Annotated in this window: 22 protein-coding genes; 11 read left to right on the forward strand and 11 right to left on the reverse strand. The window is 68.4% G+C overall.

Annotation, left to right across the window (positions count from 1 at the left end):
- Positions 1–50: 50 nt before the first annotated feature.
- From ACWDTI_RS18410 to fgd, 6 genes are all read right to left on the reverse strand, one after another.
- Positions 51–1259 (reverse strand): acetate kinase, encoded by a 1209-nt coding sequence (locus ACWDTI_RS18410; protein ID WP_449739549.1) that lies wholly within the window; start codon positions 1257–1259, stop codon positions 51–53.
- Positions 1256–3352 (reverse strand): phosphate acetyltransferase, encoded by a 2097-nt coding sequence (gene pta, locus ACWDTI_RS18415; protein WP_449739550.1) that lies wholly within the window; start codon positions 3350–3352, stop codon positions 1256–1258. The genes ACWDTI_RS18410 and pta overlap by 4 nt, the downstream gene beginning before the upstream one ends.
- A 57-nt stretch (positions 3353–3409) precedes the next feature.
- On the reverse strand, positions 3410–5008 hold the full coding sequence (locus tag ACWDTI_RS18420) for an FAD-binding oxidoreductase (protein WP_449739551.1): 1599 nt from the start codon (positions 5006–5008) through the stop codon (positions 3410–3412).
- 58 nt (positions 5009–5066) lie between these two features.
- A complete protein-coding gene (locus tag ACWDTI_RS18425; RefSeq protein WP_449739552.1) occupies positions 5067–5615 on the reverse strand; it encodes a TetR/AcrR family transcriptional regulator in 549 nt (182 codons plus the stop codon).
- Between the two features lie 47 nt (positions 5616–5662).
- Positions 5663–6292, reverse strand: a complete 630-nt coding sequence (locus ACWDTI_RS18430) for a hypothetical protein (RefSeq protein ID WP_449739553.1) — start codon at positions 6290–6292, stop codon at positions 5663–5665.
- Positions 6293–6390: 98 nt separating this feature from the next.
- Positions 6391–7407: a glucose-6-phosphate dehydrogenase (coenzyme-F420) gene (gene fgd / locus ACWDTI_RS18435; protein ID WP_449739554.1), complete on the reverse strand. Its 1017-nt coding sequence runs from the start codon at positions 7405–7407 to the stop codon at positions 6391–6393.
- 251 nt (positions 7408–7658) lie between these two features.
- Between fgd and ACWDTI_RS18440 the strand changes: the two genes are divergently transcribed.
- Positions 7659–9584: an ABC transporter ATP-binding protein gene (locus ACWDTI_RS18440; RefSeq protein ID WP_449739555.1), complete on the forward strand. Its 1926-nt coding sequence runs from the start codon at positions 7659–7661 to the stop codon at positions 9582–9584.
- Here the strand turns inward: ACWDTI_RS18440 and ACWDTI_RS18445 are convergent.
- Positions 9574–10458: an LLM class flavin-dependent oxidoreductase gene (locus ACWDTI_RS18445; RefSeq protein WP_449739556.1), complete on the reverse strand. Its 885-nt coding sequence runs from the start codon at positions 10456–10458 to the stop codon at positions 9574–9576. The two genes, ACWDTI_RS18440 and ACWDTI_RS18445, sit on opposite strands and share 11 nt — an antisense overlap.
- A 125-nt stretch (positions 10459–10583) precedes the next feature.
- Here ACWDTI_RS18445 and ACWDTI_RS18450 point away from each other — a divergent pair, with 125 nt between their 5' ends.
- Positions 10584–11150, forward strand: a complete 567-nt coding sequence (locus ACWDTI_RS18450) for a TetR/AcrR family transcriptional regulator (protein ID WP_449739557.1) — start codon at positions 10584–10586, stop codon at positions 11148–11150.
- Positions 11147–11548: a TIGR03668 family PPOX class F420-dependent oxidoreductase gene (locus tag ACWDTI_RS18455; protein WP_449739558.1), complete on the forward strand. Its 402-nt coding sequence runs from the start codon at positions 11147–11149 to the stop codon at positions 11546–11548. The genes ACWDTI_RS18450 and ACWDTI_RS18455 overlap by 4 nt, the downstream gene beginning before the upstream one ends.
- 7 nt (positions 11549–11555) lie before the next feature.
- Here the strand turns inward: ACWDTI_RS18455 and ACWDTI_RS18460 are convergent, their stop codons facing one another.
- Together ACWDTI_RS18460 and ACWDTI_RS18465 are read right to left on the reverse strand one after the other, a co-directional pair.
- A complete protein-coding gene (locus ACWDTI_RS18460; protein WP_449739559.1) occupies positions 11556–11801 on the reverse strand; it encodes a hypothetical protein in 246 nt (81 codons plus the stop codon).
- Between the two features lie 7 nt (positions 11802–11808).
- Positions 11809–12783 carry an alpha/beta hydrolase gene (locus ACWDTI_RS18465; protein WP_449739638.1) on the reverse strand — a complete coding sequence of 325 codons (975 nt, stop codon included), beginning with the start codon at positions 12781–12783 and terminating at the stop codon, positions 11809–11811.
- Between the two features lie 231 nt (positions 12784–13014).
- Here ACWDTI_RS18465 and ACWDTI_RS18470 point away from each other — a divergent pair, with 231 nt between their 5' ends.
- On the forward strand, positions 13015–16878 hold the full coding sequence (locus ACWDTI_RS18470) for a Pls/PosA family non-ribosomal peptide synthetase (RefSeq protein WP_449739560.1): 3864 nt from the start codon (positions 13015–13017) through the stop codon (positions 16876–16878).
- Positions 16879–16893: 15 nt separating this feature from the next.
- On the opposite strand, the gene ACWDTI_RS18475 is transcribed toward ACWDTI_RS18470, so the two are convergent.
- Positions 16894–17322, reverse strand: a complete 429-nt coding sequence (locus ACWDTI_RS18475) for a DoxX family protein (RefSeq protein WP_449739561.1) — start codon at positions 17320–17322, stop codon at positions 16894–16896.
- 171 nt (positions 17323–17493) lie between these two features.
- On the opposite strand from ACWDTI_RS18475, the gene ACWDTI_RS18480 reads away from it, so the two are divergent.
- Together ACWDTI_RS18480 and ACWDTI_RS18485 are read left to right on the forward strand one after the other, a co-directional pair.
- Positions 17494–18849 (forward strand): M1 family metallopeptidase, encoded by a 1356-nt coding sequence (locus ACWDTI_RS18480; protein WP_449739562.1) that lies wholly within the window; start codon positions 17494–17496, stop codon positions 18847–18849.
- Between the two features lie 9 nt (positions 18850–18858).
- Positions 18859–20100 carry a lipopolysaccharide biosynthesis protein gene (locus tag ACWDTI_RS18485; protein WP_449739563.1) on the forward strand — a complete coding sequence of 414 codons (1242 nt, stop codon included), beginning with the start codon at positions 18859–18861 and terminating at the stop codon, positions 20098–20100.
- Here the strand turns inward: ACWDTI_RS18485 and ACWDTI_RS18490 are convergent.
- Positions 20043–20912 (reverse strand): glycosyltransferase family 2 protein, encoded by an 870-nt coding sequence (locus ACWDTI_RS18490; RefSeq protein ID WP_449739564.1) that lies wholly within the window; start codon positions 20910–20912, stop codon positions 20043–20045. The two genes, ACWDTI_RS18485 and ACWDTI_RS18490, sit on opposite strands and share 58 nt — an antisense overlap.
- Positions 20913–20961: 49 nt before the next feature.
- Between ACWDTI_RS18490 and ACWDTI_RS18495 the strand changes: the two genes are divergently transcribed.
- The 5 genes from ACWDTI_RS18495 (at position 20962) to ACWDTI_RS18515 (ending at position 24463) form a co-directional block, all read left to right on the forward strand.
- A complete protein-coding gene (locus ACWDTI_RS18495; RefSeq protein WP_449739565.1) occupies positions 20962–21666 on the forward strand; it encodes a glycosyltransferase family 2 protein in 705 nt (234 codons plus the stop codon).
- Positions 21667–21671: 5 nt separating this feature from the next.
- A complete protein-coding gene (locus ACWDTI_RS18500) occupies positions 21672–22016 on the forward strand; it encodes a DUF2304 family protein (protein WP_449739566.1) in 345 nt (114 codons plus the stop codon).
- Positions 22017–22105: 89 nt separating this feature from the next.
- Positions 22106–22645, forward strand: coding sequence for an EXLDI protein (locus tag ACWDTI_RS18505; protein ID WP_449739567.1), 540 nt, complete (start codon positions 22106–22108; stop codon positions 22643–22645).
- An 88-nt stretch (positions 22646–22733) separates the two neighbouring features.
- A complete protein-coding gene (locus ACWDTI_RS18510; RefSeq protein ID WP_449739568.1) occupies positions 22734–23675 on the forward strand; it encodes an ATP-binding cassette domain-containing protein in 942 nt (313 codons plus the stop codon).
- A 14-nt stretch (positions 23676–23689) separates the two neighbouring features.
- Positions 23690–24463, forward strand: a complete 774-nt coding sequence (locus tag ACWDTI_RS18515; protein ID WP_449739569.1) for an ABC transporter permease — start codon at positions 23690–23692, stop codon at positions 24461–24463.
- The last annotated feature ends 290 nt before the right edge of the window (positions 24464–24753 follow it).

Here is a 24753-nt window from a genome sequence, read left to right on the forward strand (position 1 = left end):
CAGCGGTCCACCGCGACAACTGTTGTCGCGGTGGACCGCTCACACCGCAGTCATACTCGTTGCGCGACGACCTCCGCCGCCTGCCGCGCGATGGCCAGTTCCTCGTTGGTCGGCACGACGAGCACCTCGATGACGCTGCGGTCCGCAGAGATACGGCGAGGTTCCTTGCTGCGCAACGCATTCCGCTCGGAATCCAGGATGATGCCGTACATCTCCAGACCGGCGAGCGCATCGGCCCGCACCGCGGCCGCGTTCTCGCCGACCCCGGCGGTGAAGGTGATCACGTCGACCCGGCCCAATGCGATCATGTAGGCGCCGATGTAGTGCCGCAGCCGGTGGATGTACACGTCGTACGCTTCGCGTGCGCGCTCGTCGCCGGCGGCCATCTTCTCGGTGATGGCCCGGAAGTCGTTCTCGCCGCACAGACCCTTGAGGCCGGACTGCTTGTTCAGCAACGTGTCGATCTGATCGACCCCGAGATGAGCGACCCGGTTGAGGTGCATCACGATTCCGGGGTCGATGTCGCCGCTGCGGGTTCCCATGACGAGCCCCTCGAGCGGGGTCATCCCCATCGAGGTGTCGATCGGCTGCCCGTCGGCGATCGCCGACGCCGACGCACCGTTACCCAGGTGCAGCACGATCTGGTGCAGCTGATCGTAGGGCCGTTCCAGGAATGCGGCCACCTGACCCGAGACGTACTCGTGGCTCGTGCCATGGAATCCGTAGCGGCGGATGGCATGTAGACCTGCGACACCGCGATCGATCGCATAGGTGGCCGCCGACTCGGGCAGGGTGTGGAAGAACGCGGTGTCGAACACGCCGACCGACGGAACCTCGGGCAGGAGTTCACGGGCCGCGTCGATTCCGATCAGGTTGGCCGGATTGTGCAGCGGCGCAAGCGAAGAGATGCGGGAGATCTCGCTGATCACCTCGTCGGTGATCAGGGTGGGGTGGAAGAAGGTGCGACCGCCGTGCACCACCCGGTGCCCGACCGCGGACAGACCGGCGTTCGCGAGGTCGATGCCACTCTCGGCGAACAGCCCCGTGATGAATTCGATCGCGGCCAGGTGATTGGGCATCGCACGCTTCTCGACGGCCTCCGTGTCGCCCTGTGCGTGCGTGATCGACGAGTCGTGGTCACCTATCCGTTCGGCGATCCCCTCGGCGAACACCTCTTCGGTCTCCGGGTGCACCAGTTGGTATTTCAGCGACGACGACCCGGCATTGAGTACCAGCACCGCCCCGGCGACCGTACTCACTCGGTCACCTCCGCGCCGTTCTGCGCCTGAATCGCGGTGATCGCCACCGTGTTGACGATGTCGGAGACCAGCGCGCCGCGCGACAGATCGTTGATGGGTTTGTTGAGCCCTTGCAGCACCGGGCCGATGGCGATGGCATTTGCGCTGCGCTGCACCGCTTTGTACGTGTTGTTGCCGGTGTTGAGATCGGGGAAGATCAGCACGGTGGCCTGCCCGGCCACCGGCGAGTCCGGCATCTTCGTCTCGGCGACACTGGGTTCCACCGCCGCGTCGTACTGGATCGGGCCTTCCACGAGTATCTCGGGAGCGCGTTGCCGCACGAACTCGGTCGCCTGCCGCACCTTGTCGACGTCGGCGCCCGTGCCGGATTCGCCGGTCGAGTAGGAGAGCATCGCGACCCGGGGGTCGATCCCGAACTGGGCTGCGGTGTGCGCCGACGAGATCGCGATGTCGGCCAGTTGTTCGGCGGTCGGGTCGGGAACCACCGCGCAGTCGCCGTAGGTGAGCACCCGATCGGTCAGGCACATGAAGAACACGCTCGACACCGTCGACACACCGGGTTTCGTCTTGATGATCTCGAACGCCGGACGGATGGTGTGCGCGGTGGTGTGCACCGAGCCGGACACCATGCCGTCGGCGAGGCCGGTGTGCACCATCATGGTGCCGAAATACGAGACGTCGTGCATCATCTCGGTGGCGCGGTCGAGCGTCATCCCCTTGTGTTTGCGCAGTTCGGTGTAGAGCTCGGCGAACTCCGCCGTCTGCTCGGCCGACGTCGGGTCGATGACCTCGGCGCCGGACAGGTCGATGCCGAGTTCCTGTGCCCGCTTGTGCACCACGTCCGCGACTCCGAGCAGGGTCAGTCGGGCGACGCCACGGCGCAGCAGCCGACCGGAGGCCCGCAGGATGCGATCCTCTTCACCTTCGGGCAGCACAATGTGTTTCGATGCCGTCCGCGCACGTGAGATGAGGTTGTACTCGAACATCTGCGGCGTGACGACCGACGGCGAGTGCACGTCGAGGATCTTCAGGATCGCGGCCGAGTCGACATGCTCTTCCATAAGCGTAAGTGCCGCATCGATCTTGCGCGCCGAGCCCACCGCCACCCGGCCCCGGGTGTGTGCCGCGGTGCGTGCCGTCTCATAGGTGCCCTGCGTGCAGGCGATGATCGGCAGGCTCGGCTTGAGCCCGCTGACGAGTGCCTCGATCATCGGGTGGGGATGCAGGCCGCCATTGAGAATGATGCCGGACAGGCGCGGAAACCCCTGGGCCACATTGGCATTGACGAGTGCCAAGAGGACATCCGAGCGATCCGCGGGGGTGATGACGACGGTTCCGTCACTGAGACGTTCCAGGATGTGCTCGGCGGTCATCCCGCCGACCATCACCCGCAGCGCCTCACGATCGAGCAATTCCTCTTCGCCGCTGTACAACTCGGCATCCAGCGCGGTCATCAACTCGCCGATCGTCGGCGCCACCAGCACCGGATCCTCGGGGAGGCACCACGTCGGGATGCCGATGCTGCCCACCTCGGCACCGATCATCGTGAGGTGATCGGGGTCACAGCGGTTGACGACGATCGCGGCGGTCGTGGAGTGCGCGGCGGAGATCTCGTTCACGGCGAGTTCGGCCAGGGCCCGAAGATCCATCGGCGTGCGGTCGGTGGCCTTGAGCGCCAGGATGATCGGCGCCGACAGGTTGGCGGCGATCCGCGCGTTGTAGCTGAGTTCGGATGGCGAACCGACGTCGGTGTAGTCCGAGCCGATCACCAGGACGGTGTCGCACCGCGACTCCACCGCGTGGAACCGGGCGACGATCTCGCCGATCGCGCCGTCGGGGTCCTCGTGGACCTGCTCGTAGGTGACGCCGATGCAGTCGTCGTAGCCGATGTCCACGGAGTCGTGCTCGATGAGCAATTCCATGATGTAGTCGCGTTCCCCGGCGGCCGCGCGGGAGATCGGGCGGAATACCCCGATCCGTCCGCCGGTGGCCGACAGGAGGGCAAGGAGTCCGAGTGCGATGGTGGATTTTCCGGTGTCCCCCTCCGCGGAGGCGACGTAGATGGCGTTCGACGAAACGGTGTCTGCACCCATGGGCATGAGCCTAACGGCGATACGTTGGGGCCACGTGGCAACCGACCGGTGTCACGCTCAGAGCAGCACACCCGGATTGCAGATGCCGGCCGGATCGAGGGTTCGCTTGACCGCACGCAGACTCTCGAGGGCGAGGTCGCCGATCTCGACGTGGTAGGCGGAACGGTGGTCGCGGCCGACCGCGTGATGGTGGGTGATGCTCGCGCCCGCGGCACCGATGGCGTCGTTGGCGGCCGTTTTCGCCGCGGCCCACTGAGCGCGCGGGTCGTCGGTCTGCGGGCAGACCACGGTGAAATACAACGACGCCCCGGCCGCGTAGACGTGACTGACGTGGCACATCACCAGCGGCGGCGTGCCCTGCGCGGTCAACGTGGCGGTGAGGGCGTCGGTCACCGCCTGCTTGAGGTCGGTCAGCCGCGACCAGTAGGTGACCGTCTCCAGCGTCTCCACGAGCACACCGGCCTCCAGCAGCGGATCCCGCAGGTAGGGGGCACGGAACCGGCCGGCGCGCCACGCCTCGCCGGGTTCGGTGCCGGCCGCCCGGCCGCCGAGACGTTCGAGGGTGGCGGTGGTCGTGGCGCGGCGGCGCCCCACGTCGTCGGCGTCGCCCTCATGCCCGACGATGACCATGCAGCCACCGGCGTCGGCTCCGATCTTCGACGGATCGGCCAGGTTGATCGCGGTCTCCGTCTCGTCGGACAGCCGCAGCACCGTCGGCATCGGGCCGTCCTGGGCCAGCGAACGCAGAGCCGTGGCGCCGGCGTCGAAATCGTCGAAACGCCAGCCTTCGAAGACCCTCTGCGTCGGTGCGGGGCGGATGCGCACGGTGACGGCGGTGATGATGCCGAACGCGCCCTCCGACCCGAGAACGAGTTGGCGGAGGTCGGGTCCCGCCGCCGATCTCGGCGCGGTGCCGAGTTCGATGGTGCCCCGCGGCGTGGCGAGCACGAGTCCCTCGACCATCTCGTCGAACCGCCCGTACCCGGCCGACGACTGGCCTGCCGAGCGGGTCGCGGCATACCCGCCGAGACCCGCACCCTCGTACGACTGCGGAAAATGGCCCAGCGTATAGCCCTTCGAGCGCAGCAACGCCTCGGCGGCCACGCCCCTCAGCCCGGCCTGCAGGGTCGCGGTGCGGGAGATCTCGTCGATCTCCACGAGCTGGTCGAGCCGCCGGGTGTCGACGCTGACGACGCCGTCGAAACCGGAACGGTCCGGCGTGAGTCCACCGACCACCGATGTGCCGCCGGTGAACGGCACCACCGCCACACGGTGCGACGAACAGATCTCGAGGACCCGCAGCACCTCGTCGTGGGAGCCGGGGGTGAGGACGAGATCGGGCGCATCGGTGGCGTCACCGGCCCGCAGCGCGAGCAGATCCGGGGTGGAGTAGCCGCGGGTGTGCGCGATGCGGTCGTCGTGGGTGTCCGAGACGTGTACCGCGCCGAGCGCATCGGCCAGCGCGTTCCGTACCGCATCCGGCACCGCGGAGGCGGCCAGCGCGATGTCGGCGGGATCGACCGCGGGGCGGGCCGCGGCGTCGGGTCCGGCCAGGGCGCGGGCCGCCTCGGGCAATTCGGTCACGGCGTCCGGGTCACCCCAGAGCGGTCGCCTCATACCCACCACCGGCAGGTCGGTCTCGTCAGCGCGGTCCATCCCCACTCCTTTACACATTCACCGCAACTGTAACGCGGCGGTGCGAGGGCCGGCCGCGCTACCGCACGATGGCGCGGACGACGAGGTCGGCGATCTCGTCGTCGGTGAGCGCGGAATCGGGCACGAGCATGAGTGAGTAGACGGTCCGCACGAGGAACTCGGCGGCACCCTCCGGGCTGGGCACGAGCCGCTCGGCGGTGGCGGGGTCGAGGTCTGGGAGGGTCTGCTCGACGATCTGCTGGATGAACGTCGGACCGGTGGCGTCCTTGGTGACGACCAGCGCCCGGACGATCTCCTCGGGTTCGTTGCGCAGCACGTACTGCAATGCCTCGTGCTCACGGATGTAGGGCAGCACGTGCAGGATCTGGGCACGGACCTTGCCCGCCGGGTCGGGCGCGGTGTCGGCCCATTCGCGCAGTCTGACCCGCATGGTGGCGACTTCGCGCTCGACGATCGCGGCCACGAGCGCGTCACGGCCACCGAACATCCGGTACGCGGTGGCGCGGGCGACGCCGGCCTGTCGCGCCACAGAGGTCAGACTCAGCGCTCGGGCACCGAACCGCGACACCACCGCCACCCCGACGTCCACCATCCGTTCACGATCCATGACGGTCTACGGTAGTCGGGCATACCCCGGGGTGTGTCGTCCAGATCTCAGCAGCGCGGCACGGTGGTGGTGGGGTCCGTGGTGGGCCTCGCGGGCCGCGGCCACCGGCAGGGGTTCGGCGTCCGGTTCGGTCTCGCCGATGGCATCTGCGTCAGGGCCGGTGGCATCTGCGTGACGGTCGGCGGCTTCGGCGGAGGACGCCAGGTCGACGTCGGTTTCGGCGGCGTCCACCGCGGCGCTGTCGGAGCGACCGGTGCGGGCGCAGCGTAGCCGGGCACCGACAGTGTCAGCACCACGGACCGTCGGACGGCGTCGCCGACGGGGACGGTGCTGCGGCAATCGACGGTGTACCGCTGCACGCCGGGAGCCGCCGTCGTCGACAGGGAACCGCGCTCCCCCGCCCCCATCGTCGTGGTACTCAACGGCCGGTCGGCGAGCGGCCACAGCAGGTTGCAGACCACCGGGACGGGCGCGGTGGCGGTGTTGCGCAGGGATATCTGCAGGGAGCGGCCGTCCAGGACGTACACGCAGTCGGGTGCGGGCCCGGAGCCCGCGAACGAACCGCACGGCAGCGGCAGCGGCGCGGCCGCCGTGGGCGAATCGGCGACGGCCGCGGTGACCGCGCCACCGGCGGCGATCACTGTCGCCGCCGCCATGAACAGTGTGAGCTTGCGCATTCGGGTACTCCTCGAGCGCGAGTGCGGTGTGGTGGGTGACCGACCCTGCACCCAGGCTAACCGTTGTCCGAGGAGCCCGACGCCCGAGCGCGACGGAGCTAGACGGACAGCGCGCGCAGGCGCGGCGCGAGGTCTTTCTCGAAGTTCTCCAGGAACCGGCGCTGATCATGGCCGGGGGCGTGGAACACCAGATGGTTGAGGCCGCAGTCGGTGTAGAACTTGACCTTCTCGACCGCCTCGTCGGGGTCGGAGGCGACGATCCAGCGCTTGGCGACCTGCTCGATGGGCAGTTCGTCGGCCAGGCGCTCCATCTCGGTGGAGCTGTTGACGCTGTGCTTCTGCTCGGCGGTCAACGAGAGCGGCGCCCAGAACCTCGTGTTCTCCAGCGCGAGTTCGGGATCCGGATCGTAGGAGATCTTGATCTCGATCATCCGGTCGATCGACTCGAAGTCGCGGCCGGCCTTCTCGGCACCTTCCTTGACCGCCGGGATCAGCTTCTCCTCGTACAGGTCGGCACCCTTTCCCGAGGTGCAGATGAAGCCGTCGCCGGCGCGGCCGGCATACCGCGCGACGACCGGGCCGCCGGCGGCCACGTACACCGGGATCGGCTGCTCCGGCACGTCGTACATGTAGGCGTCCTGCGTGTGGTAGTACTCGCCGTCGAAGTTCACCTCGTCGCCGGTCCACAGTTCCCGCATCAGCGCGATGGCCTCGCGCAGACGTGCGAACCGTTCCTTGAACTCCGGCCACTCGCCGGTGAATCCGGTCGCGTACTCGTTGAGGGCTTCACCGGTGCCCACGCCGAGCATGATGCGTCCGGGGTACAGACAGCCCATCGACGCGAAGGCCTGCGCGATGACGGCCGGGTTGTAGCGGAAGGTCGGCGTCATGACCGAGGTGCCGATCTGCACCCGCTTGGTGCGCTCGCCGACCGCGGCCATCCAGGCGATCGAGAACGGGGCATGGCCACCGTTGTGTCGCCACGGCTGGAAGTGATCGCTGACCGCGACCGAATCCATCCCGTGCTCCTCGGCGGCCACCGCGATCTCGACGAGTTCACGCGGATCGAACTGCTCCGCCGACGCCTTGAAACCGAGTTTGAGTTGCTGTGCCATGCCGCCTCATTCCTGCCCGCGCGGGCCGTCCGGCGCGGACCTCCACCGATGATCGTTTCTCCGTCCAACGTACTCAGCGTGCGCCGGAGCGTGATGACGGGGATCTAATGCGGGGCATGGGTGTGACGACCCGGACGCCGGCATGAACGGCGCCGACCACCGCGTCGTGTCCGAGAATCTCCGTGGTCGCGCGGATGGCCGGGTTGCCCGCGCGTAGACCTCAAGCTCACTTGAAGTTCTACCCTGGGCCCATGAGCATGGAATCGGTGGCCTGGGACGCCATGTACAAGACCATGACGGCCCCGGACGTGCAGAAACTGCGCGGGGAACGTCGCTCCACGCTGCGGCGGATCGGCGGCTTCGCCCGCCCGCATCGGCGGCGGATCGCCGCGTTCCTCGCGTTGTCGGTGCTGACCGCGGTACTGACCGTGGTGACCCCACTCCTCGCCGGACGGGTCGTCAACCTGATCACCGGAAGCGGGGCGGCTCCGGTCACCGCCGACGGGCCCGGCGGCGCGATCGTCGGGTTGGCGGTGCTGATCGCGGTGATCGCGGTCGTCGAGGCCGCGGCGTCGATCCTGACCCGCTGGTTCTCCGCGAACATCGGCGAGGGCCTGATCCTCGATCTGCGGCGCGCGGTGTTCGACCACGTGCAGACGATGCCCGTCGCCTTCTTCACCCGCACGCGCACCGGCGCCCTGGTGAGTCGGCTCAACAACGACGTGATCGGAGCGCAGCGGGCGTTCAGCGACACGCTGTCCGGCGTGGTGTCCAACGTGGTCACGCTGGCCCTGACCCTCGGGGTGATGATCGCTATCAGTTGGCAGGTCACCCTTTTCGCGCTGGTGCTGTTGCCGATCTTCGTCATCCCGGCCCGGCGGATGGGCGGCCGGATGGCCGCGTTGTCCCGTGAGGCGGCCGAGTACAACGCCCGGATGTCGACGCAGATGACCGAACGGTTCTCCGCCCCCGGCGCCACGCTGGTCAAGCTGTTCGGCCGCCCGGACACCGAATCCGCGGAGTTCGCCGACCGCGCGGATCGGGTGCGCGACATCGGGGTTCGACGGGCGATGGTGCAGAGCTGGTTCATGACCGCGCTGACGCTGGTGTCCGCGCTCGCGCTCGCCCTCGTGTACGGACTCGGTGGATGGCTGGCCGTGCACCAGCATCTGTCCGCGGGCGCGGTGGTGTCGCTGGCATTGCTGCTCACCCGCATGTACGCGCCGTTGACGGCGCTCGCCAACGCGCGCATCGAGGTCATGAGTGCCCTGGTCAGCTTCGAGCGGGTGTTCGAGGTGCTCGACCTAGCACCGCTGATCGTCGACAAGCCCGATGCGCGGGACGTTCCGGACGGCCCGGTGTCGGTGACCTTCGAGGACGTGTCCTTCGCCTATCCCTCGGCCGACAAGGTCTCCCTGGCCTCACTGGAAGAGGTTGCGCAACTGGACAGTCGGGGCGGAGCGACGGTGCTGCACCATGTCGATCTCGACGCGCCGGCCGGAAAGATGATCGCACTGGTGGGCAGTTCCGGCGCTGGCAAGTCCACGATCGCGAGCCTGGCGACGCGTCTCTACGATGTCGACGCGGGGGCAATTCGCTTGAACGGCACAGATGTTCGGGATCTGCGCAGCGCATCGGTCCACCGGACCATCGGTCTCGTCACCCAGGACGGGCACCTGTTCCACGACACCGTCCGGGCCAACCTGATGATCGCGAACCCGTCGGCGACCGACGAACAGGTGTGGGCCGCGTTGCGGCGGGCCAGACTCGACGACCTGATCGCGTCCCTGCCCGACGGCCTCGACACCGTCGTCGGCGAACGCGGCTATCGCCTCTCCGGCGGTGAGCGGCAACGACTGACGATCGCCCGCCTGCTCCTCGCCCATCCCGCGGTGGTCATCCTCGACGAGGCGACCGCGCATCTCGACTCGACGTCGGAAGCGGCTGTGCAGGAAGCACTGTCCGAGGCACTGGCGGATCGGACGTCGATCGTGATCGCGCATCGGTTGTCCACGATTCGCGCCGCCGACGAGATCGTGGTGCTCGAGGAGGGGCGGGTCGTCGAGCGTGGCGATCACCCAACCCTGTTGGCGCGCAACGGACGTTACGCGGAGCTCTATCGCACGCAGTTCGCCGATGAGGCCAAGAGCCCCGACGGGTGCGAACTCACCGCGTGACCGCGAGCCTGCCGATCACCTCGTCGGCGACCCAGCGGGCCATGCCGGGCCGGTAGGGAGCGGGCAGACCGAGCACGATGTGCGGGAACCCGGCGTCGCGCGCGGCGGCGATGGCATCGCGCGTCTGCTCGGGACGCTCGATGGACACCGGCAGGTAGATGGATCGGGCGATGCCGGCGGGGTCGCGTCCGATGTCCTCGCAGAGGGCGTCGAGTTCACGGCTGCGCCGGACGGCCACGGCGAGGTCGTCCCCGGGTGTGTTCCACACGTCGGCGTGCCGGGCGACCACGCGCAGCGTCGGCGTGGAGCGGCCGCCGACGACGATCGGCGGATGTGGCCGTTGGACGGGTTTCGGATTCCCGATGGCGCCGACGAGGTGATGGTGGCGGCCGTCGAAATCGAACGGCTCGTCATCGGTCCAGAGGCGGCGGATGATCGTCAACGCCTCGTCGAGGCTGCCGACGGCATCCGACATGCCGGCGTACGGCAGTCCGTGTGCCTCGTATTCGCGACGCGCGAACGGCACACTCAGCCGCGACCCGGCGCCGATCCCGAAATCCATCCGCCCGCCGGCCACGATGTCGACGGTGGTGGCGATCTTGGCGAGCACCGCCGGTGGCCGGAATCTGTTGCTGGTGACCAGGATTCCGAGGCGCAGCCGTGAGGTCTGCGCGGCGAGTGCACTCAGCAGGGTCCACCCCTCGAAGATGGGGCCGTGCAGGTCTCCGGCGATCGGCAACAGGTGATCGAACAGCCAGGCGTGATCGATCTCGGGGATCGCGTCGGCCTCGACCCAGAGCCGGCGGACGGCGTCGTAGTCGGTCTGCATCGGAGCGGTCGCGATTCCGAACGTGGGGGCGGGTTGCTGGGCCATGGGATGAATCCTTCGGTCACGGCGCGTGGGAGGAACGGATCTGGCAGCATGAAGAATCGGAACCTTGCTCCGATTACGATACGGATCAATGTTCCGCTTAGCAAGAGGACGCGGGAGGAGTGGGATTGACGACGACGAAGCGCGCCGATGCGCGCCGCAACGAGCAGCGCCTTCTCGACGCCGCCGCGGCCGTCTTCGTCCGCTCGGGTGTCGACGCGCCGGTCCGCGACGTCGCGGCCGAGGCGGGGGTCGGGGTGGGCACGATCTACCGCCACTTCCCCACCCGGGCCGACCTGGTGCTGGCGGTCTATCGGCACCAGATCGAGGCCTGCGCCGAGGCCGGGCCGGCCCTGTTGGCGAGCAGTCCGACCCCGTATGCCGCGCTCGTCGACTGGGTGGACCGGTTCCTCGATTTCCTGGTCACCAAACATGGTCTCGCCGCGGCACTTCGGTCCGACCACGCTCGCTTCGACGCGCTGCACGCCTACTTCCTCGACCGGCTGGTGCCGGTCTGTGCGGAATTGCTCGACGCGGCAGCCGACGCCGGTGAGGTGGTCGCCGACGTGCAGGCGCTGGAGTTGATGCGGGCGATCGGCAATCTCTGCGCCGGCGCGCGCGGCGACGGCGACTACGACGAGCGGCGCATGGTCTCGGTGTTGCTCGCCGGCCTCCGCCGGAGCTATCCGTCATGATGCGGGAGCGATTCACGCAGGCGCGGGTCGCGCGGCTGGCGACCGTGGGCGCGGACGGGCAACCGCATCTGGTCCCGATGGTGTTCGCCGTCGAGGACGACACGCTCTACACCTGCGTGGACCACAAGCCGAAACGCACCCGCGCGCTGCGTCGTCTGGCGAACATCGCGGTGAACCCCGCGGTGTCGGTGCTGGTGGACCACTACTCCGACGACTGGGACGAACTGTGGTGGGTGCGGGTCGACGGTGTCGCGGAGGTCGTCGACGCCGCCGACGAGATCGGGGCGCACGGCATCGACGTGCTGGCGGCAAAGTACGGCCAGTACCGGGATCGGCGCCCGGACGGTCCGGTCATCGTCGTGCGCGAACTGGCGTGGCACGAGTGGGCGGCACGTTAGATCAGTGTCAGGAACCGGGGGAATCGTCGTCGGTCGGACCCCCCGGCGTGGGGAACTTGCGGCGACGGAACTGCAGGAACACCAGCGCGATGTTCACGATGATGATCGCGATGCCGATCGCCACCCACACCCACCGGCCCTCGTTCCACCAGTTCACGGTGAGCAGCGCGACGCAGATCATCAGGATGATCGAGCCGACGATGGTCATCCCGCGCGAGAAGCTCTGTGCTCCGCGCTGGAAGTCGTTGTTCATCACCATGTCAGCCGGCCCGCTTGTCCTTACGAACGTCGGCGTCCTTCGCGTCCCGAATCGCCTGCGTCACGAACTCCGCGGTGACCTCGATCGAATGGACCGTCTCGGGATGACGGCTCACCATCACCGGAAACGCGTGCACCTGCCAGGCGTAACTGTGTGCGACGGCGTCGACGCCGGCCTCGTCGAGGAGCTCCACGAGGTCGATCGCATCGGGCTCGAGCATCTCGCCCTCGGCCGTGATCAGGGCGGTCGGCGGGAAGTCGGGCCCGGCGAGTGCGGTGATGCGGCGGACGCCGGTGAACGGGACCGGTCCGCGCTCGAACAGCGGCGTGAGCGTGGCCATCTTGCGTCGCGGGATGTAGGCGTCCGAACGGCTCGACCGATCCGGGTGGGTCCCCACGTCGAGATCGAGCAGCGGAGAGAACCCGAGGACCGCGACGGGTCGCGGGAGACCCTCGCGAGCGGCGGCCTCCACGACCTTGCCGGCCAGGAACCCGCCCGCGGAGTCGCCGGCCACGATCACGCGCCGATACCCGCGCTCCTCGATCAGTTCCCGGTAGGCGGCGACCGCGTCCACCACCGACGCGCCGACGCCCGACTTGGGGAGCTGTCGATAGTCGAGGGAGAACACGGGCAGTTCGCAGGCGCGGGACAGCCGGCTGGCGATCGACCGATGCGAGCCCAGACCGCAGACCACGAACGCTCCCCCGTGCAGGTAGAGAACCGCGGTCTCGGAATCGCGCCGCGACGGGCCCGACGGCATGATCAGTTCGACGGGCCGATCGGCCAGTGTCATCGGTTCGCGCACCACCCCGGACGGCTTCGGGCCGACGGCCATCATCCGGTCGATGAGGAACAGACCGGCCATTCCCGACCGGGTCAGCGGCCACAGCGCGAGCGTCGGGCGCAGCAGGAATCGTGAGCCGATCCACATCGGATACGACAGGAGACTGGGCTTGCGATGATGCACGATGGGCATGCTCATTCCTCCCTGATCACACAATCGTCGTCACAGGCATGCTGAGATACGTCAGTGCGAAAACTACACCGGATTGCGACGCCGATGTCTTCGATCACCGGGGTTTCGCGCCCGACGTCACCACTGCGGCACGCGGGGACACCCACCACCTGTTGTTCACCCGTGTCAACCGCGCTTGTCGTTCCCGTCGGCTATATTCTGCGTTCCGTGCCGAAACGATGGTGGTGACGCGTGCCCATACCGTCCCAATTCCTGTTGTCGCCGCAGGCCAGCGCGCCGCGAACGCTCTGCGACATCCTTGACGAGACGGTCGCCAACCATCCCGATGCGCCCGCGATCGACGACGGAGACCTGACCGTCTCCTATTCGCAGCTGTCCGGCCTGGTGCGGCGTGGAGCGGACCGTCTCGTCGCGGCCGGCGTCGGGCGTGGCGGGCGTGTCGGCATCCGGATGCCGTCCGGGTCGCGGGATCTGTATGTGGCCATCCTGTCCACGCTCTACGCGGGCGCCGCCTATGTGCCGGTCGACGCCGACGATCCCGACGAGCGCGCCGAACTCGTCTTCGGTGAGGCGCAGGTCGACGTGATCGTCGAGGCCGGCGGCATCCGACCGGTCCGCGCCGAGGGCGCAGCGCCCCCGCCGACCGGCCGGCCCACCGTCGACGACGACGCCTGGATCATCTTCACGTCGGGTTCCACCGGCACGCCGAAAGGTGTGGCGGTCAGCCATCGCAACGCCGCGGCATTCGTCGATGCCGAGGCCCGCATGTTCCTGCTCGACGACCCCTTGGGACCGAGCGACCGGGTGCTGGCCGGATTGTCGGTGGCCTTCGACGCGTCCTGCGAGGAGATGTGGCTGGCGTGGCGCAGCGGCGCGTGTCTGGTGCCGGCACCGCGCTCGTTGGTGCGCAGCGGCATGGACCTCGGGCCGTGGCTGGTGCAGCGCGACATCAACGTCGTGTCGACCGTCCCGACGCTGGCGTCGCTGTGGCCGCCGGAGGCTCTGGAAGCGGTGCGGCTGTTGATCTTCGGCGGAGAGGCATGCCCACCGGAACTCGCCGAGCGGCTGGCCGTCGACGGCCGCGAGGTGTGGAACACCTACGGTCCCACCGAGGCCACCGTCGTCGCATGCGCGGCGATGATGGACGGCACGGGTCCCGTCCGGATCGGGCTGCCGCTCCCCGGTTGGGATCTCGCCGTCGTCGGCGCGGACGGAACGCCGGTGGCCGAGGGCGAGGTCGGTGAACTCGTCATCGGCGGGGTCGGCCTGGCGCGCTACCTCGACCCGGCCAAGGACGCCGAAAAGTACGCTCCCATGCCCACTCTCGGGTGGGAACGGGCGTACCGCAGCGGCGATCTGGTGCGGCTCGACCCGGCCGGCCTGCTGTTCCAGGGCCGCGCCGACGACCAGGTGAAGGTCGGTGGCCGGCGGATCGAGCTGGGCGAGATCGACAATGCGCTGCAACAACTCCCGGGTGTCGGCGGTGCGGCCGCCGCGGTCCGCAAGACCGCGGCGGGCAACAGCCTGCTCGTCGGGTATCTGGTGTCGACGAACCCGGACTTCGATGTGGCCGCCGCGCACGCGCATCTGAGCGAGCAGTTGCCCGCGCCGATGGTCCCGCGCCTGGCGCTCGTCGACGAACTCCCCACCCGCACCTCCGGGAAGGTCGACCGCAACGCCCTGCCGTGGCCCCTTCCGGGTGTCGAGAACACCGCCGACACCAGCGACCTCACCGAGACCGAGGCGTGGGTGGCAGAGCAGTGGACCAGCGTGCTCGGCGTGACGATCTCGACCCCGAAGGCCGACTTCTTCGCCGAGGGCGGCGGATCGCTGGCCGCCGCGCAACTCGTGACCGCACTGCGGGCCCGCTACCCCGAGATCACCGTCGCCGACCTGTACGACCATCCACGCCTCGGCTCGCTCGCCGAGATGCTCGACGAGCACAAGCCCACCGTCAAGGCCGTCCCTCGCACGGTCGCACCGACACCACGCAGCACCGGACTCGCGCAGCTGGCCGCGTCGGTGCCGCTGAGCACGCTGACCGGACTGCAGTGGGCGACGTGGCTGGGCGTGGCCAACAACGTGGCGGCGTGGATCGTCGACGCCTCCGGCCGGGACGTGCCGTGGCTCGTGCCGGTGAACTGGTGGATCCTGCTCGTCGCCTTCCTCGTGTTCATCACACCCGCCGGCCGCATGGTGATCGCCGCGATCGGCGCCCGGATGTTGCTCGCCGGCCTGAGGCCCGGAACCTATCCGCGGGGCGGCCGCACGCACCTGCGGCTCTGGGTGGCCGAGCGGCTGCTCGATGCGAGCGGCGCGGTCAACCTCGCGGGGGCACCGTGGATGATCTACCTGGCGCGGGCCCTGGGCGCCGACATCGGCAAGGGCGTCGACCTGCACACGATTCCGCCGGTGACCGGCATGCTCACCGTCGGGGAGGGCGCGTCGATCGAACCCGAGGTCGATCTCGCCGGCTGGTGGATCGACGGCGACATCGTGCACATCGGGGAGATCGTGATCAAGCGTGGCGCGACCATCGGCGCCCGCTCGACACTGCTGCCGGGCGCGGTGGTCGGACGCGACGCCGAGGTGGCACCCGGATCGGCGGTCATCGGCCGGGTGAAGTCCCGCCAGGACTGGGCGGGCTCACCCGCCATCAAGGCCGGCAAGGCCGATCACCCGTGGCCCGATCACCGACCACCCCGCGCCGCCTGGTGGGTGCCGATCTACGGCATCTCGTCGCTGCTGCTCGCGGCGATCCCGCTGATCGCGCTCGCCGTGGGACTGACGGTGATGGGTTCGTGGGCCATCCACGCCGACCACCTGCGGAGTGTCGCGCTGCGCTGCCTGGCGCTGCTGCCAGTGGCCACGATCGCGAGTCTGTTCGTCTTCGCCGCGATCACCGCGATCCTGGTGCGGTTGCTGGGCATCGGGCTGGAGAAGGGCTACCACCCGGTGCGGTCTCGCGTCGGATGGCAGGTCTGGATGACCGAGCGCCTCCTCGACTCCGCCCGCACGTACCTGTTCCCGCTCTACGCCAGCCTGCTGACGCCGGTGTGGTTCCGCATCCTCGGGGTGACGGTGGGCTCCGGGACCGAGATCTCCACCGCCCTGGTGCTGCCGAAGTTCACCAGCATCGGCGACGGCGCGTTCCTCGCCGACGACACGATGGTCGCGTCGTACGAACTCGGCGGCGGGTGGATGCACATCGACGAGGCCAAGATCGGCAAACGCTCGTTCCTGGGCAACTCCGGAATGACCGCACCGGGCCGCAAAGTACCGAAGAACAGCCTGGTCGCGGTGCTGTCGGCCACCCCCGACAGGGCGAAATCGGGCTCGAGCTGGCTGGGCAGCCCGCCGGTGCGGTTGCGCCGGACCGCGGCCCGGACCGACACGTCGCGCACCTTCGATCCCCCGACGAAGCTGAAGGTCGCGCGGGCGATCGTCGAGACGCTCCGGATCATCCCGGTGATGGTGTCCTTCGGCCTCGGTCTGTTCATGCTGATCGGCCTGCAGTACATCGCGGTGCACGGCGAGTACTGGATCGCCGGGCTGGTCAGCGGGCTGCTGCTCCTGGTGGCGGGCGCGATGGCGTGCTGCATTGCGGCCGCCGCGAAGTGGCTCGTGGTCGGCCGGATCACCGTCTCCGAGCATCCGCTGTGGAGCTCGTTCGTCTGGCGCAACGAACTCTCCGACGCCTTCGTCGAGACCGTCGCGGCACCGTGGTTCGCCAACGCGGCCGCCGGCACGCCGATCCTCAACGTGTGGCTGCGCATGCTGGGCGCCGACATCGGCAAGGGCGTCTGGTGCGAGACCTATTGGCTGCCCGAGGCCGACCTCGTCACACTCGGCGACGGCGCGACCGTGCAACGCGGCTGTGTCGTGCAGACCCATCTCTTCCACGACCGGGTGATGGCCATGGACCACGTCACGCTGGAGGCGGGCGCCACGCTGGGACCGCACTGCGTGGCGTTGCCCGCGTCCGGTCTGGGCGAGTCGGCGACCGTCGGCCCGGCCTCACTGGTGATGCGCGGCGACGTGGTGCCCGCTCACACCCGCTGGCAGGGCAATCCGATCGCGCCCTGGGCGGGGTGACCCCCCGGTCCTTCCTCAGTCGACGACGACATCGCCCCGGCGCCGGCGCCGGAAGATGTAGTTGTCGGCCGCGGTCCGGCCTGCCTGGGCGAAGCCGACCGCGAGCAGACCGGCGATGAGCGCGAGGGGCAGTTCGTAGCCGCCGTCGCTGCTCCAGAACCCGTGATCCCAGTGGGCGTAGATGATCGCGCCGACCATGTCGATGATCAGCAGGACCGCGACCACCGGGAGGAACAGCCCGAGGATCAGGAGGATGCCGCCGACGAACTCCACCCACGTCGCATAGCGCGCCGCGATCTCCGGGGCGGGCACGCCCATGCCGTCGAACATCTTCTCCACGTTGCTGATTCCGTTGGTGTGCAGCTTCTGCCAGCCGTGCATGATGAAGATGTAGCCGAGAATCAATCGCGCCACGAAGAACGCCGGGCTTCGCAATCCGAACATCGTCTGCCTTTCGTTTGTCGTCGAGCTTTAAGCGGACCAGAGTCCGGTTACCTGCCTCATGCTGCCACATGCATGCCGCCGGGTGCTCGACGAGTCCGGCAGGTAACCTAAGTGTCCGCGACGGCGTGCAGCCGACGCGGGACATACGCGCCGCGAGAAGTGGGAGGATTTGTGCCGGGTAAGTCGGGCAAAGGTCCACGACAGCCCCTCCTCGGCACCCCCGCGGATGCGCTCGATCCGTACCTGCCGGACAACGGCAATCTCGGGTACCGCATCTCCCGCTACGACCTGAACCTCGAGTACAAGGTGTCGGCGAACCGTCTCGAGGGCACCGCCACATTGACCGCCACGTCGTTCATCCACCTGCAGCGCTTCAGCCTGGATCTGGGGTCGTCGTTGGCGGTGTCGAAGGTGACGGTCAACGAGCGCCGGGCACGCTACGCACACCGCAACCGCAAGCTGACCATCACGCCGGATGCGCCCGTGCCGCCCGGCGGCGCGTTCACCATCGCGATCCGCTACGCCGGGACACCCCGGCCGATCCGCGGCCCCTGGGGTGAGGTGGGCTGGGAGGAACTCTCCAACGGCGCGCTGTGTGCCAACCAACCCAACGGTGCCGGCTCGTGGTTCCCGTGCGACGACCATCCCGCCGCGAAGGCCACCTACCGGATCTCGATCACCACGGACACGCCGTACTACGCGCTGGCCAACGGGGTGCTCGAGTCCAAGCGGACCCGCGCCGCGCAAACCACCTGGGTGTACCAGATGGTGGAGCCGATGCCGACCTACCTGGCGTCGATCCAGATCGGGCAGTACAAGAAGAAGTCGTTGGCCACCAGACCTTTTCGCGTCGACGCGGTGCTGCCGGCACGCCTGTCGGAGAACTTCGACGTCGACTTCGGCCGACAGCTGGAGATGATCGAGGCGTTCACCGAGATGTTCGGCCCCTACCCGTTCCACACCTACACGGTGGTGGTCACCGATGATCCGCTCGACATCCCGATCGAAGCCCAGAGCTTCTCCACCTTCGGCGCCAACCACTGCAATGGCACCCGTCACTCCGAACGCCTGATCGCACACGAGCTCGCGCATCAGTGGTTCGGCAACTCGGTGACGCTGTCACGCTGGCGCGACATCTGGCTGCACGAAGGTTTCGCGTGCTACGCCGAGTGGCTGTGGAGTCAACGCTCGGGCGGCCCGAGCGCGACCGAATGGGCACGGCACTACTACGAGAAACTGGCCGCACACCCGGTACGGGTGCCGCTCACCGACCCGGGGCCCAGACGCATGTTCGACGACTGGGTCTACAAGCGCGGCGCGCTGACCCTGCACGCCCTGCGCCTCACGATCGGCGACGGCAACTTCTTCGCGCTGCTGCGACGCTGGACCGACAAGTACCGCTACGGATCGGTCACCACCGAGGACTTCATCGCACTCGCGGCGAACTTCTCGTCGATGTCGCTGGGCCCGCTGTGGGAGGAATGGCTGTTCACGCCGTCCCTGCCGCGGTTCCCCGGGCCGTCCTAGAGCCCCCCGATGCAGAGTGGGGCGATCGGCCGGGTGACGATCGCGACGATCATCGCCGCCGCATCGGGCTACCTCGTTTTGCTGTTGGCGGCCCGCGATCTCGGGGCCGCCGGTTACGGCGTGTTCGCGGTGTTCTGGGCCGCCTACGGCATGGTGACCGGCACACAGAACGGTCAGTTGCAGGAGACGACCCGCGCGGTGCGGGCGGTCGCCGACGGCGCCGGCCCGGCCGATCACCTAGTCCGTCCGTGGCGGGTCAACGTCGCGGTCGGGCTGTCCCTCGGTGTCGTCGTGGCCGCGTCGTCCCCGCTGTGGAGCGCCCGGGTGTTCACCGACGATCGATGGCTGTCGGTGATCCTGCTCTCGGTCGGTGTCGTGTCCTTCGCGATGTACGCACATCTGGCCGGCGCGCTGTCGGGGTCGGTGTCCTGGGGCGCTTTCGCGACACTGCTGTCGGTCGACGCGCTGATCCGCCTGGTCGGCGCGCTGGGCGCGGTGGTGTTCGACGGCGGGCTGATCGCATTCCTGGTGATCACCGTCGTCGGATCGGTGTCCTGGATGATCCTGCTCGCGTCGTCGCCGACGGCCCGGCATGCGGTGCGCCTGCCCGGCGACGTGCCGACCCGGCGCTTCACGGTCAACACCGTCACCGCGATGGCGGCGGCCGCCGCGAGCGCGGTCCTGGTCATGGGTTTCCCGGTGCTGATCAACGTGACGGGCCCAGACGAGGCCGATACCGCGACGGTCGGTGCGGTGGTGCTTGCGGTCACCTTGACCCGTGCCCCACTCCTGGTGCCGCTGAACAGCTTTCAGGGAGTGCTGATCACCCGGTTCGTGGACGGGCGGGACCGGCCTGCGGCGGCCTTGGCCGCACCGCTGGCGGTGGTCACCGTCATCGGCCTGGTGGGTGCGGCGGCCGCGTGGGCGATCGGTCCGTGGCTCCTGAGCACGGTGTTCGGCGCCGACTTCCGGTTGTCCGGGCTCGGCCTGGCCTGGTTCACCCTCGGCGCGACGACCCTCGCGCTGCTGACCGTGACCGGCGCGGCGGCCATCGCGGTCGGCGCGCACCGCTGGTACGCGGCGGGTTGGTGGGTCGCGACGCTCGCGTCGATCGGACTGCTGCTACTTCCACTCGGCGTGGCCGACCGGGTGGCGATCGCGTTGATCGGCGGTCCGCTGGTCGGGATGGCCGTTCACGGATGCGGCCTGTTCCTGCGGAGTCGGCCCACGGCGGCGACCGCCCGGGTCTGAGCGTGGTTGAGCCGCGACGTCGCGTGGAGCCGTGCGGCGCGGGCGGCGCGCGGCCAGCCACGAGCGGCGCATCGTCGGGCCTCGGCGGCGAAGAAGGCGTTCTCCTCGGCGAACCGTCGCCCGTCGACGGCCTGGACCGAACTGACCGACGCCTCGTGGCGGCGGTATCGGAAGACGACCGTCGGGTCGCGCACGAGGCAACCGCCCGCGGCGGCCAGGTCGACGAGCAGGGCGAGGTCCAGGACGATCTCGAGGCCGGGCCGGAAACCGACCTCGCGGACCGCGTCGGTGCGCCAGAGCAGCGACGGGAAGTAGGTCCAGTTGCCGTGATAGAGGCTGGTCGCCATCGCCTCGGCGGTCAGGATCGCGGGCGATTCGACGCTCGCCTTGGGGGTCAGCAGCGCCTTGATGCGGTCGCCCATCGGGGTGACGATCCGGTCGTGGTCGTCGATGACCTCGACGCCGGGTGCGATCACCGATGCCCGCGGGTGGTCGCGGGCCAGACCTCGCACGGTGGCGAGGTAGTCGGGCAGCATCAAGTCGTCGCAGCCCATGACGACGAAGTGGTCGGCCTCGACGAGTTCGACGCAGCGCCGGAAGTTGCCGTTGACGCCGAGATTGGTCTGATTCCGCTGGTAATGCACGCGCGGGTCGGTCAGCGACTCGAGCCACTCGCGCGGTTCGGGATCCGGATAGCAGTCGTCGATCACCACCAGCCGCAGGTCGCCGTCGCGCTGGTCGAGCACGCTGGTCACCGCCTGCCGGAACTGTGCGACGTCGCCGTAGAACGGCAGCATCACGTCGATCGGCACGCGACCAGGGTAGGGCATCCGCAGTGCGGGCTCGGATAGGGTTACCGGCATGACCTCCGGCGCCACCAGCAACGACGATGTCTGGCTGGTGATCCCCGTCTACAACGAGGCGACGGTGATCCGCGAGGTCGCGGCCACCGCGAAGAAGACCTTCCCCAACATCGTCTGCGTCGACGACGGCAGCCGCGACGACTCGGCCGCCGAGGTCCGCGCGGCGGGCGTGCACCTGGTGCAGCACCCAGTGAATCTCGGTCAGGGTGCCGCGATCCAGACCGGCGTCGAGTACGCCCGGGCCCAGCCCGGCGCGAAGTTCTTCGTCACCTTCGACGCCGACGGCCAGCACCGGGTGGAGGATGTGGTGGCGATGGTCGAGCGATTGCGCACCGAGCCCGTCGACATCATCATCGGCACCCGGTTCGCCGAGGGGCGCAGCGAGTCCGTACCACTGGTGCGCCGGATGGCGTTGCGCACCATCGTGTTCCTGAGTCCCCGGACCCGCCGGCTGGGACTCACCGACGCGCACAACGGGTTACGCGCGTTCAACAAGACCGTCGCCGATCAGCTCGACCTGCTGATGAACGGCATGGGGCACGCGTCGGAGTTCGTCGCGCTCATCGACCATCACCATTGGCGGGTCGCCGAACAACCGGTCACCATCCTGTACACGGAGTACTCCCGCGCCAAGGGGCAGTCGCTGATCAACGGGGTGAACATCGTCGCCGACGGCCTGTTGCACACACGGATGAGGAGGTGAGCTCGATGATCTGGTTCCAGATCCTGGCGGTTCTCGGCATCCTTGTCCTTGTCGGGTTTTTTGTCGCCAACCGCGGTACCGCGCGGTCGTCGGCCGGAGTGAAGATCCTGTTCGTGGTCTTCGTCGTGTTCGGCGTCTACGCGATGCTCCGGCAGAACGACGTGACCTGGGTCGCCAACAAGGTAGGCATCCAGCGCGGACTCGACCTGGTGCTCTTCCTGCTGGTCATCGCGTTCGCGTTCACGACGGTTTCGACGTACCTCCGCTTCCGTGAGCTGGACATCCGCTACGCGCGGCTCGCGCGGGCGATCGCGTTGCAGAACGCGAAGGATCAGCACACCGACTCCTGAGCCTTCTTCCGGTCCCTGAACGGCGCGCGACGCAGGAGCGAGCGTGCCGAGGGGTTGCTTATACGTATACGTCTGCATATAGTGGGGATGTGCCCAACAAGACCATCTACGTCTCCGACGACGACATCGCTCTGCTGAACCGTGCCCAAGAGGTATCCGGCGGAAACCTGTCCGGGGCGATCATCGAGGCGCTGCGCGCGTACATACGCAGCGCCGATCACCGCGATGCCGGATTCGAAGAGGTCGTCCTGCGCGACGGGCCGAACGGCATTCGGCGGAAACGGTTCTTCGGCCGCCAGCTCGCCACCGACATCGTCTACGACGACAGCACCGGGAACGCCACCGAGCGGCGGGTGTACGAGGGACCGACCGGAAAGCTGGTCCTCGGCACCCACTACGTCGATTGGTCTCGCTACCCCGAGTACCCGACGCGGACCGGCAACTGGCTGAAAGACCTCACCGGCATCCACAGCGTCCGCAGTCTTTTCACCGCAGAGATGCCCGAGTGGGGTGACTACTCAGTGGAGATCGTGGACTCCATGGATGCCCTCAAAGACCTTGTGCCCGAGCAGTTCTATGAACGGACCGCCGCTGCACGAGCACCCGACGTCGAAGATCTCGACGTGTAGACCCTCGACTCGACCGAAGTCCGGCGCCACCCGACGGGATGAGCGTCTACCCAGACATGCATATATGCGCATGTCTTTATGCGAAGGAATGCCCATGACCGCACCCAATCCGGCGATCAGCGTCGCCGGCCTCCGAAAGTCCTACGGCGCCAACACCGTGCTCGACAGCATCGACATCGTCGTCCCGGCGGGCACGGTGTATGCGCTGCTCGGCCCGAACGGGGCCGGCAAGACAACCGTCGTCAAGATTCTGTCCACCCTTGCGACGGCCGACGACGGCGATATCACGGTCGCCGGATTCGACCCACGCACACAACGGGATTCGGTCTGTGCCGCCATCGGGGTGACCGCGCAGTTCACCGCGCTCGACACGCAACTCACCGGCCGCGAGAACCTCACGCTGGTTGCCCGGCTGCTGCATCTGCCCAGAGACGAGATCCGCACGCGCGTCGACGACCTGTTGCGCGAGTTCGAGCTGGTCGACGCCGCCGATCGCCGCGTCGGCGAGTACTCCGGAGGCATGATGCGACGGTTGGATCTCGCGATGACACTGGTCGCCCGCCCGTCGATTATCTTTCTCGACGAACCGACGACCGGTCTTGATCCGCGATCACGGCATGCGGTGTGGGACGCCGTGCGCGATCTGGTCACCGACGGCACCACGGTGTTCCTCACCACCCAATATCTCGACGAGGCAGACCATCTCGCCGATCATATCGCGGTCCTCGATGCCGGACGCATCGTCGCCGAGGGCACCGCCGAGGAACTCAAGCGGACGGTCCCCGGCGCCCACGTCCGGATCGAGTTCGCGACCCAGGACGAGTTCGACCGCGCCCGAGACGTTTTCACCACCGCGACGGTCGACCCTGACGGGTTCGCACTGTCTCTCCCGAGCGACGGGCGGATCGACGCACTCCGCGACATCCTCGCCTCACTCGACACCACCGGCATCACCGCGACCGGATTGTCGGTCCACACACCCGATCTCGACGACGTCTTCCTCGCCCTCACCCGCCGCGCCGCGGCCTGACCCGGGAGTCACCCATGACCACGCTCGCCTCCACCATCACCGATTCGTCGACCATGGTGCACCGCAACCTCCTTCGGCTGCAACGCTATCCGTCGATGATCTTCTCGATCATCATCATGCCCGTGGTGGTGCTCGCGATGATGAACTACTTCTTCGGCGGCGCACTGGGATCAGCACTGTCCAATGGGTCCTACATCGACTACCTCACCCCCGGGCTGATGCTGTTCATCCCCGCCTTTCTCACGGTGTCGGTGGCCGTTGCGGTGAATCAGGACGTCACAACGGGATTCATCAACCGACTCCGGTCGATGGCCACGCCACCGACGGCGATCCTCGCCGGACACGTGGTGAGCGCGTTGATCCAAGGCGTGGTGGGGCTGACCGTCCTGCTCGCCGCCGCGTTCGCCATGGGCTTCCGTCCCACCGCCGATCTGCCCGGTTGGCTTGCCACTCTGGGGCTTCTGCTGTTCATGATGGTCGGCATGATCTGGGTCGCCGTCGCGATGGGCGTGGTGGCCCGCAGCGCGGAGAGCGCCAGCAACATGCCGCTGCCGTTCCTGCTCCTCCCCTACCTCGGGAGCGGATTGGTCCCGACCGACAGCATGCCCACCGGCGTTCGGCAGTTCGCCGAGTATCAGCCCTTCTCGCCCATCGCCGACACCGTGCGCGGACTCCTGCAGGGTGGCGACGTCAGCGCCTGGCCGTGGGCGGTCGGCTGGTGTGTGGTGTTCGCCGTCGGGGGATATGTGTTGGCCATCAGGGCGTTTCGGCGTTCGACGGCGGGGTGACGCTGGGCGCCGCTGGCCCCGGGGAGCCCTCCCTATGATGTCGAGCAGCGCCCCTCCGCTGGTCGGGCTAGCTTCGCTCGTCTGCCCGCGGACCCCCCCGATGCTCGACAAAGCCTCCCCTCCGCTGGTCTCAGCGAGCCTCACTCCGCTACGCGCGCAAGCCCCTCCGGTGGTCGAGCAAGCCTCCCCTCCGCTGGTCGAGTAGGGCGAGCCGCCAGGCGACGCCGTATCGAGACCTCGCAACCTGCCCGCTGGTCGAGTAGCGACGACCGAGCGCAGCGAGGCCGACG

Source organism: Gordonia sp. NPDC003424, assembly GCF_053588655.1.

Bases quoted from the DNA above. Each gene is read 5' to 3' on its own strand.
- ACWDTI_RS18485 (WP_449739563.1), top strand. From the start codon at position 18,859: ATGCAGAGTGGGGCGATCGGCCGGGTGACGATCGCGACGATCATCGCC.
- ACWDTI_RS18430 (WP_449739553.1), bottom strand. From the start codon at position 6,292: ATGCGCAAGCTCACACTGTTCATGGCGGCGGCGACAGTGATCGCCGCC.
- ACWDTI_RS18510 (WP_449739568.1), top strand. From the start codon at position 22,734: ATGCCCATGACCGCACCCAATCCGGCGATCAGCGTCGCCGGCCTCCGA.
- ACWDTI_RS18495 (WP_449739565.1), top strand. From the start codon at position 20,962: ATGACCTCCGGCGCCACCAGCAACGACGATGTCTGGCTGGTGATCCCC.
- ACWDTI_RS18425 (WP_449739552.1), bottom strand. From the start codon at position 5,615: ATGGATCGTGAACGGATGGTGGACGTCGGGGTGGCGGTGGTGTCGCGG.
- pta (WP_449739550.1), bottom strand. From the start codon at position 3,352: ATGGGTGCAGACACCGTTTCGTCGAACGCCATCTACGTCGCCTCCGCG.
- ACWDTI_RS18445 (WP_449739556.1), bottom strand. From the start codon at position 10,458: ATGGCCCAGCAACCCGCCCCCACGTTCGGAATCGCGACCGCTCCGATG.
- ACWDTI_RS18455 (WP_449739558.1), top strand. From the start codon at position 11,147: ATGATGCGGGAGCGATTCACGCAGGCGCGGGTCGCGCGGCTGGCGACC.
- ACWDTI_RS18440 (WP_449739555.1), top strand. From the start codon at position 7,659: ATGAGCATGGAATCGGTGGCCTGGGACGCCATGTACAAGACCATGACG.
- ACWDTI_RS18475 (WP_449739561.1), bottom strand. From the start codon at position 17,322: ATGTTCGGATTGCGAAGCCCGGCGTTCTTCGTGGCGCGATTGATTCTC.
- ACWDTI_RS18420 (WP_449739551.1), bottom strand. From the start codon at position 5,008: ATGGACCGCGCTGACGAGACCGACCTGCCGGTGGTGGGTATGAGGCGA.
- ACWDTI_RS18515 (WP_449739569.1), top strand. From the start codon at position 23,690: ATGACCACGCTCGCCTCCACCATCACCGATTCGTCGACCATGGTGCAC.
- ACWDTI_RS18465 (WP_449739638.1), bottom strand. From the start codon at position 12,783: ATGCCCATCGTGCATCATCGCAAGCCCAGTCTCCTGTCGTATCCGATG.
- ACWDTI_RS18500 (WP_449739566.1), top strand. From the start codon at position 21,672: ATGATCTGGTTCCAGATCCTGGCGGTTCTCGGCATCCTTGTCCTTGTC.
- ACWDTI_RS18460 (WP_449739559.1), bottom strand. From the start codon at position 11,801: ATGAACAACGACTTCCAGCGCGGAGCACAGAGCTTCTCGCGCGGGATG.
- fgd (WP_449739554.1), bottom strand. From the start codon at position 7,407: ATGGCACAGCAACTCAAACTCGGTTTCAAGGCGTCGGCGGAGCAGTTC.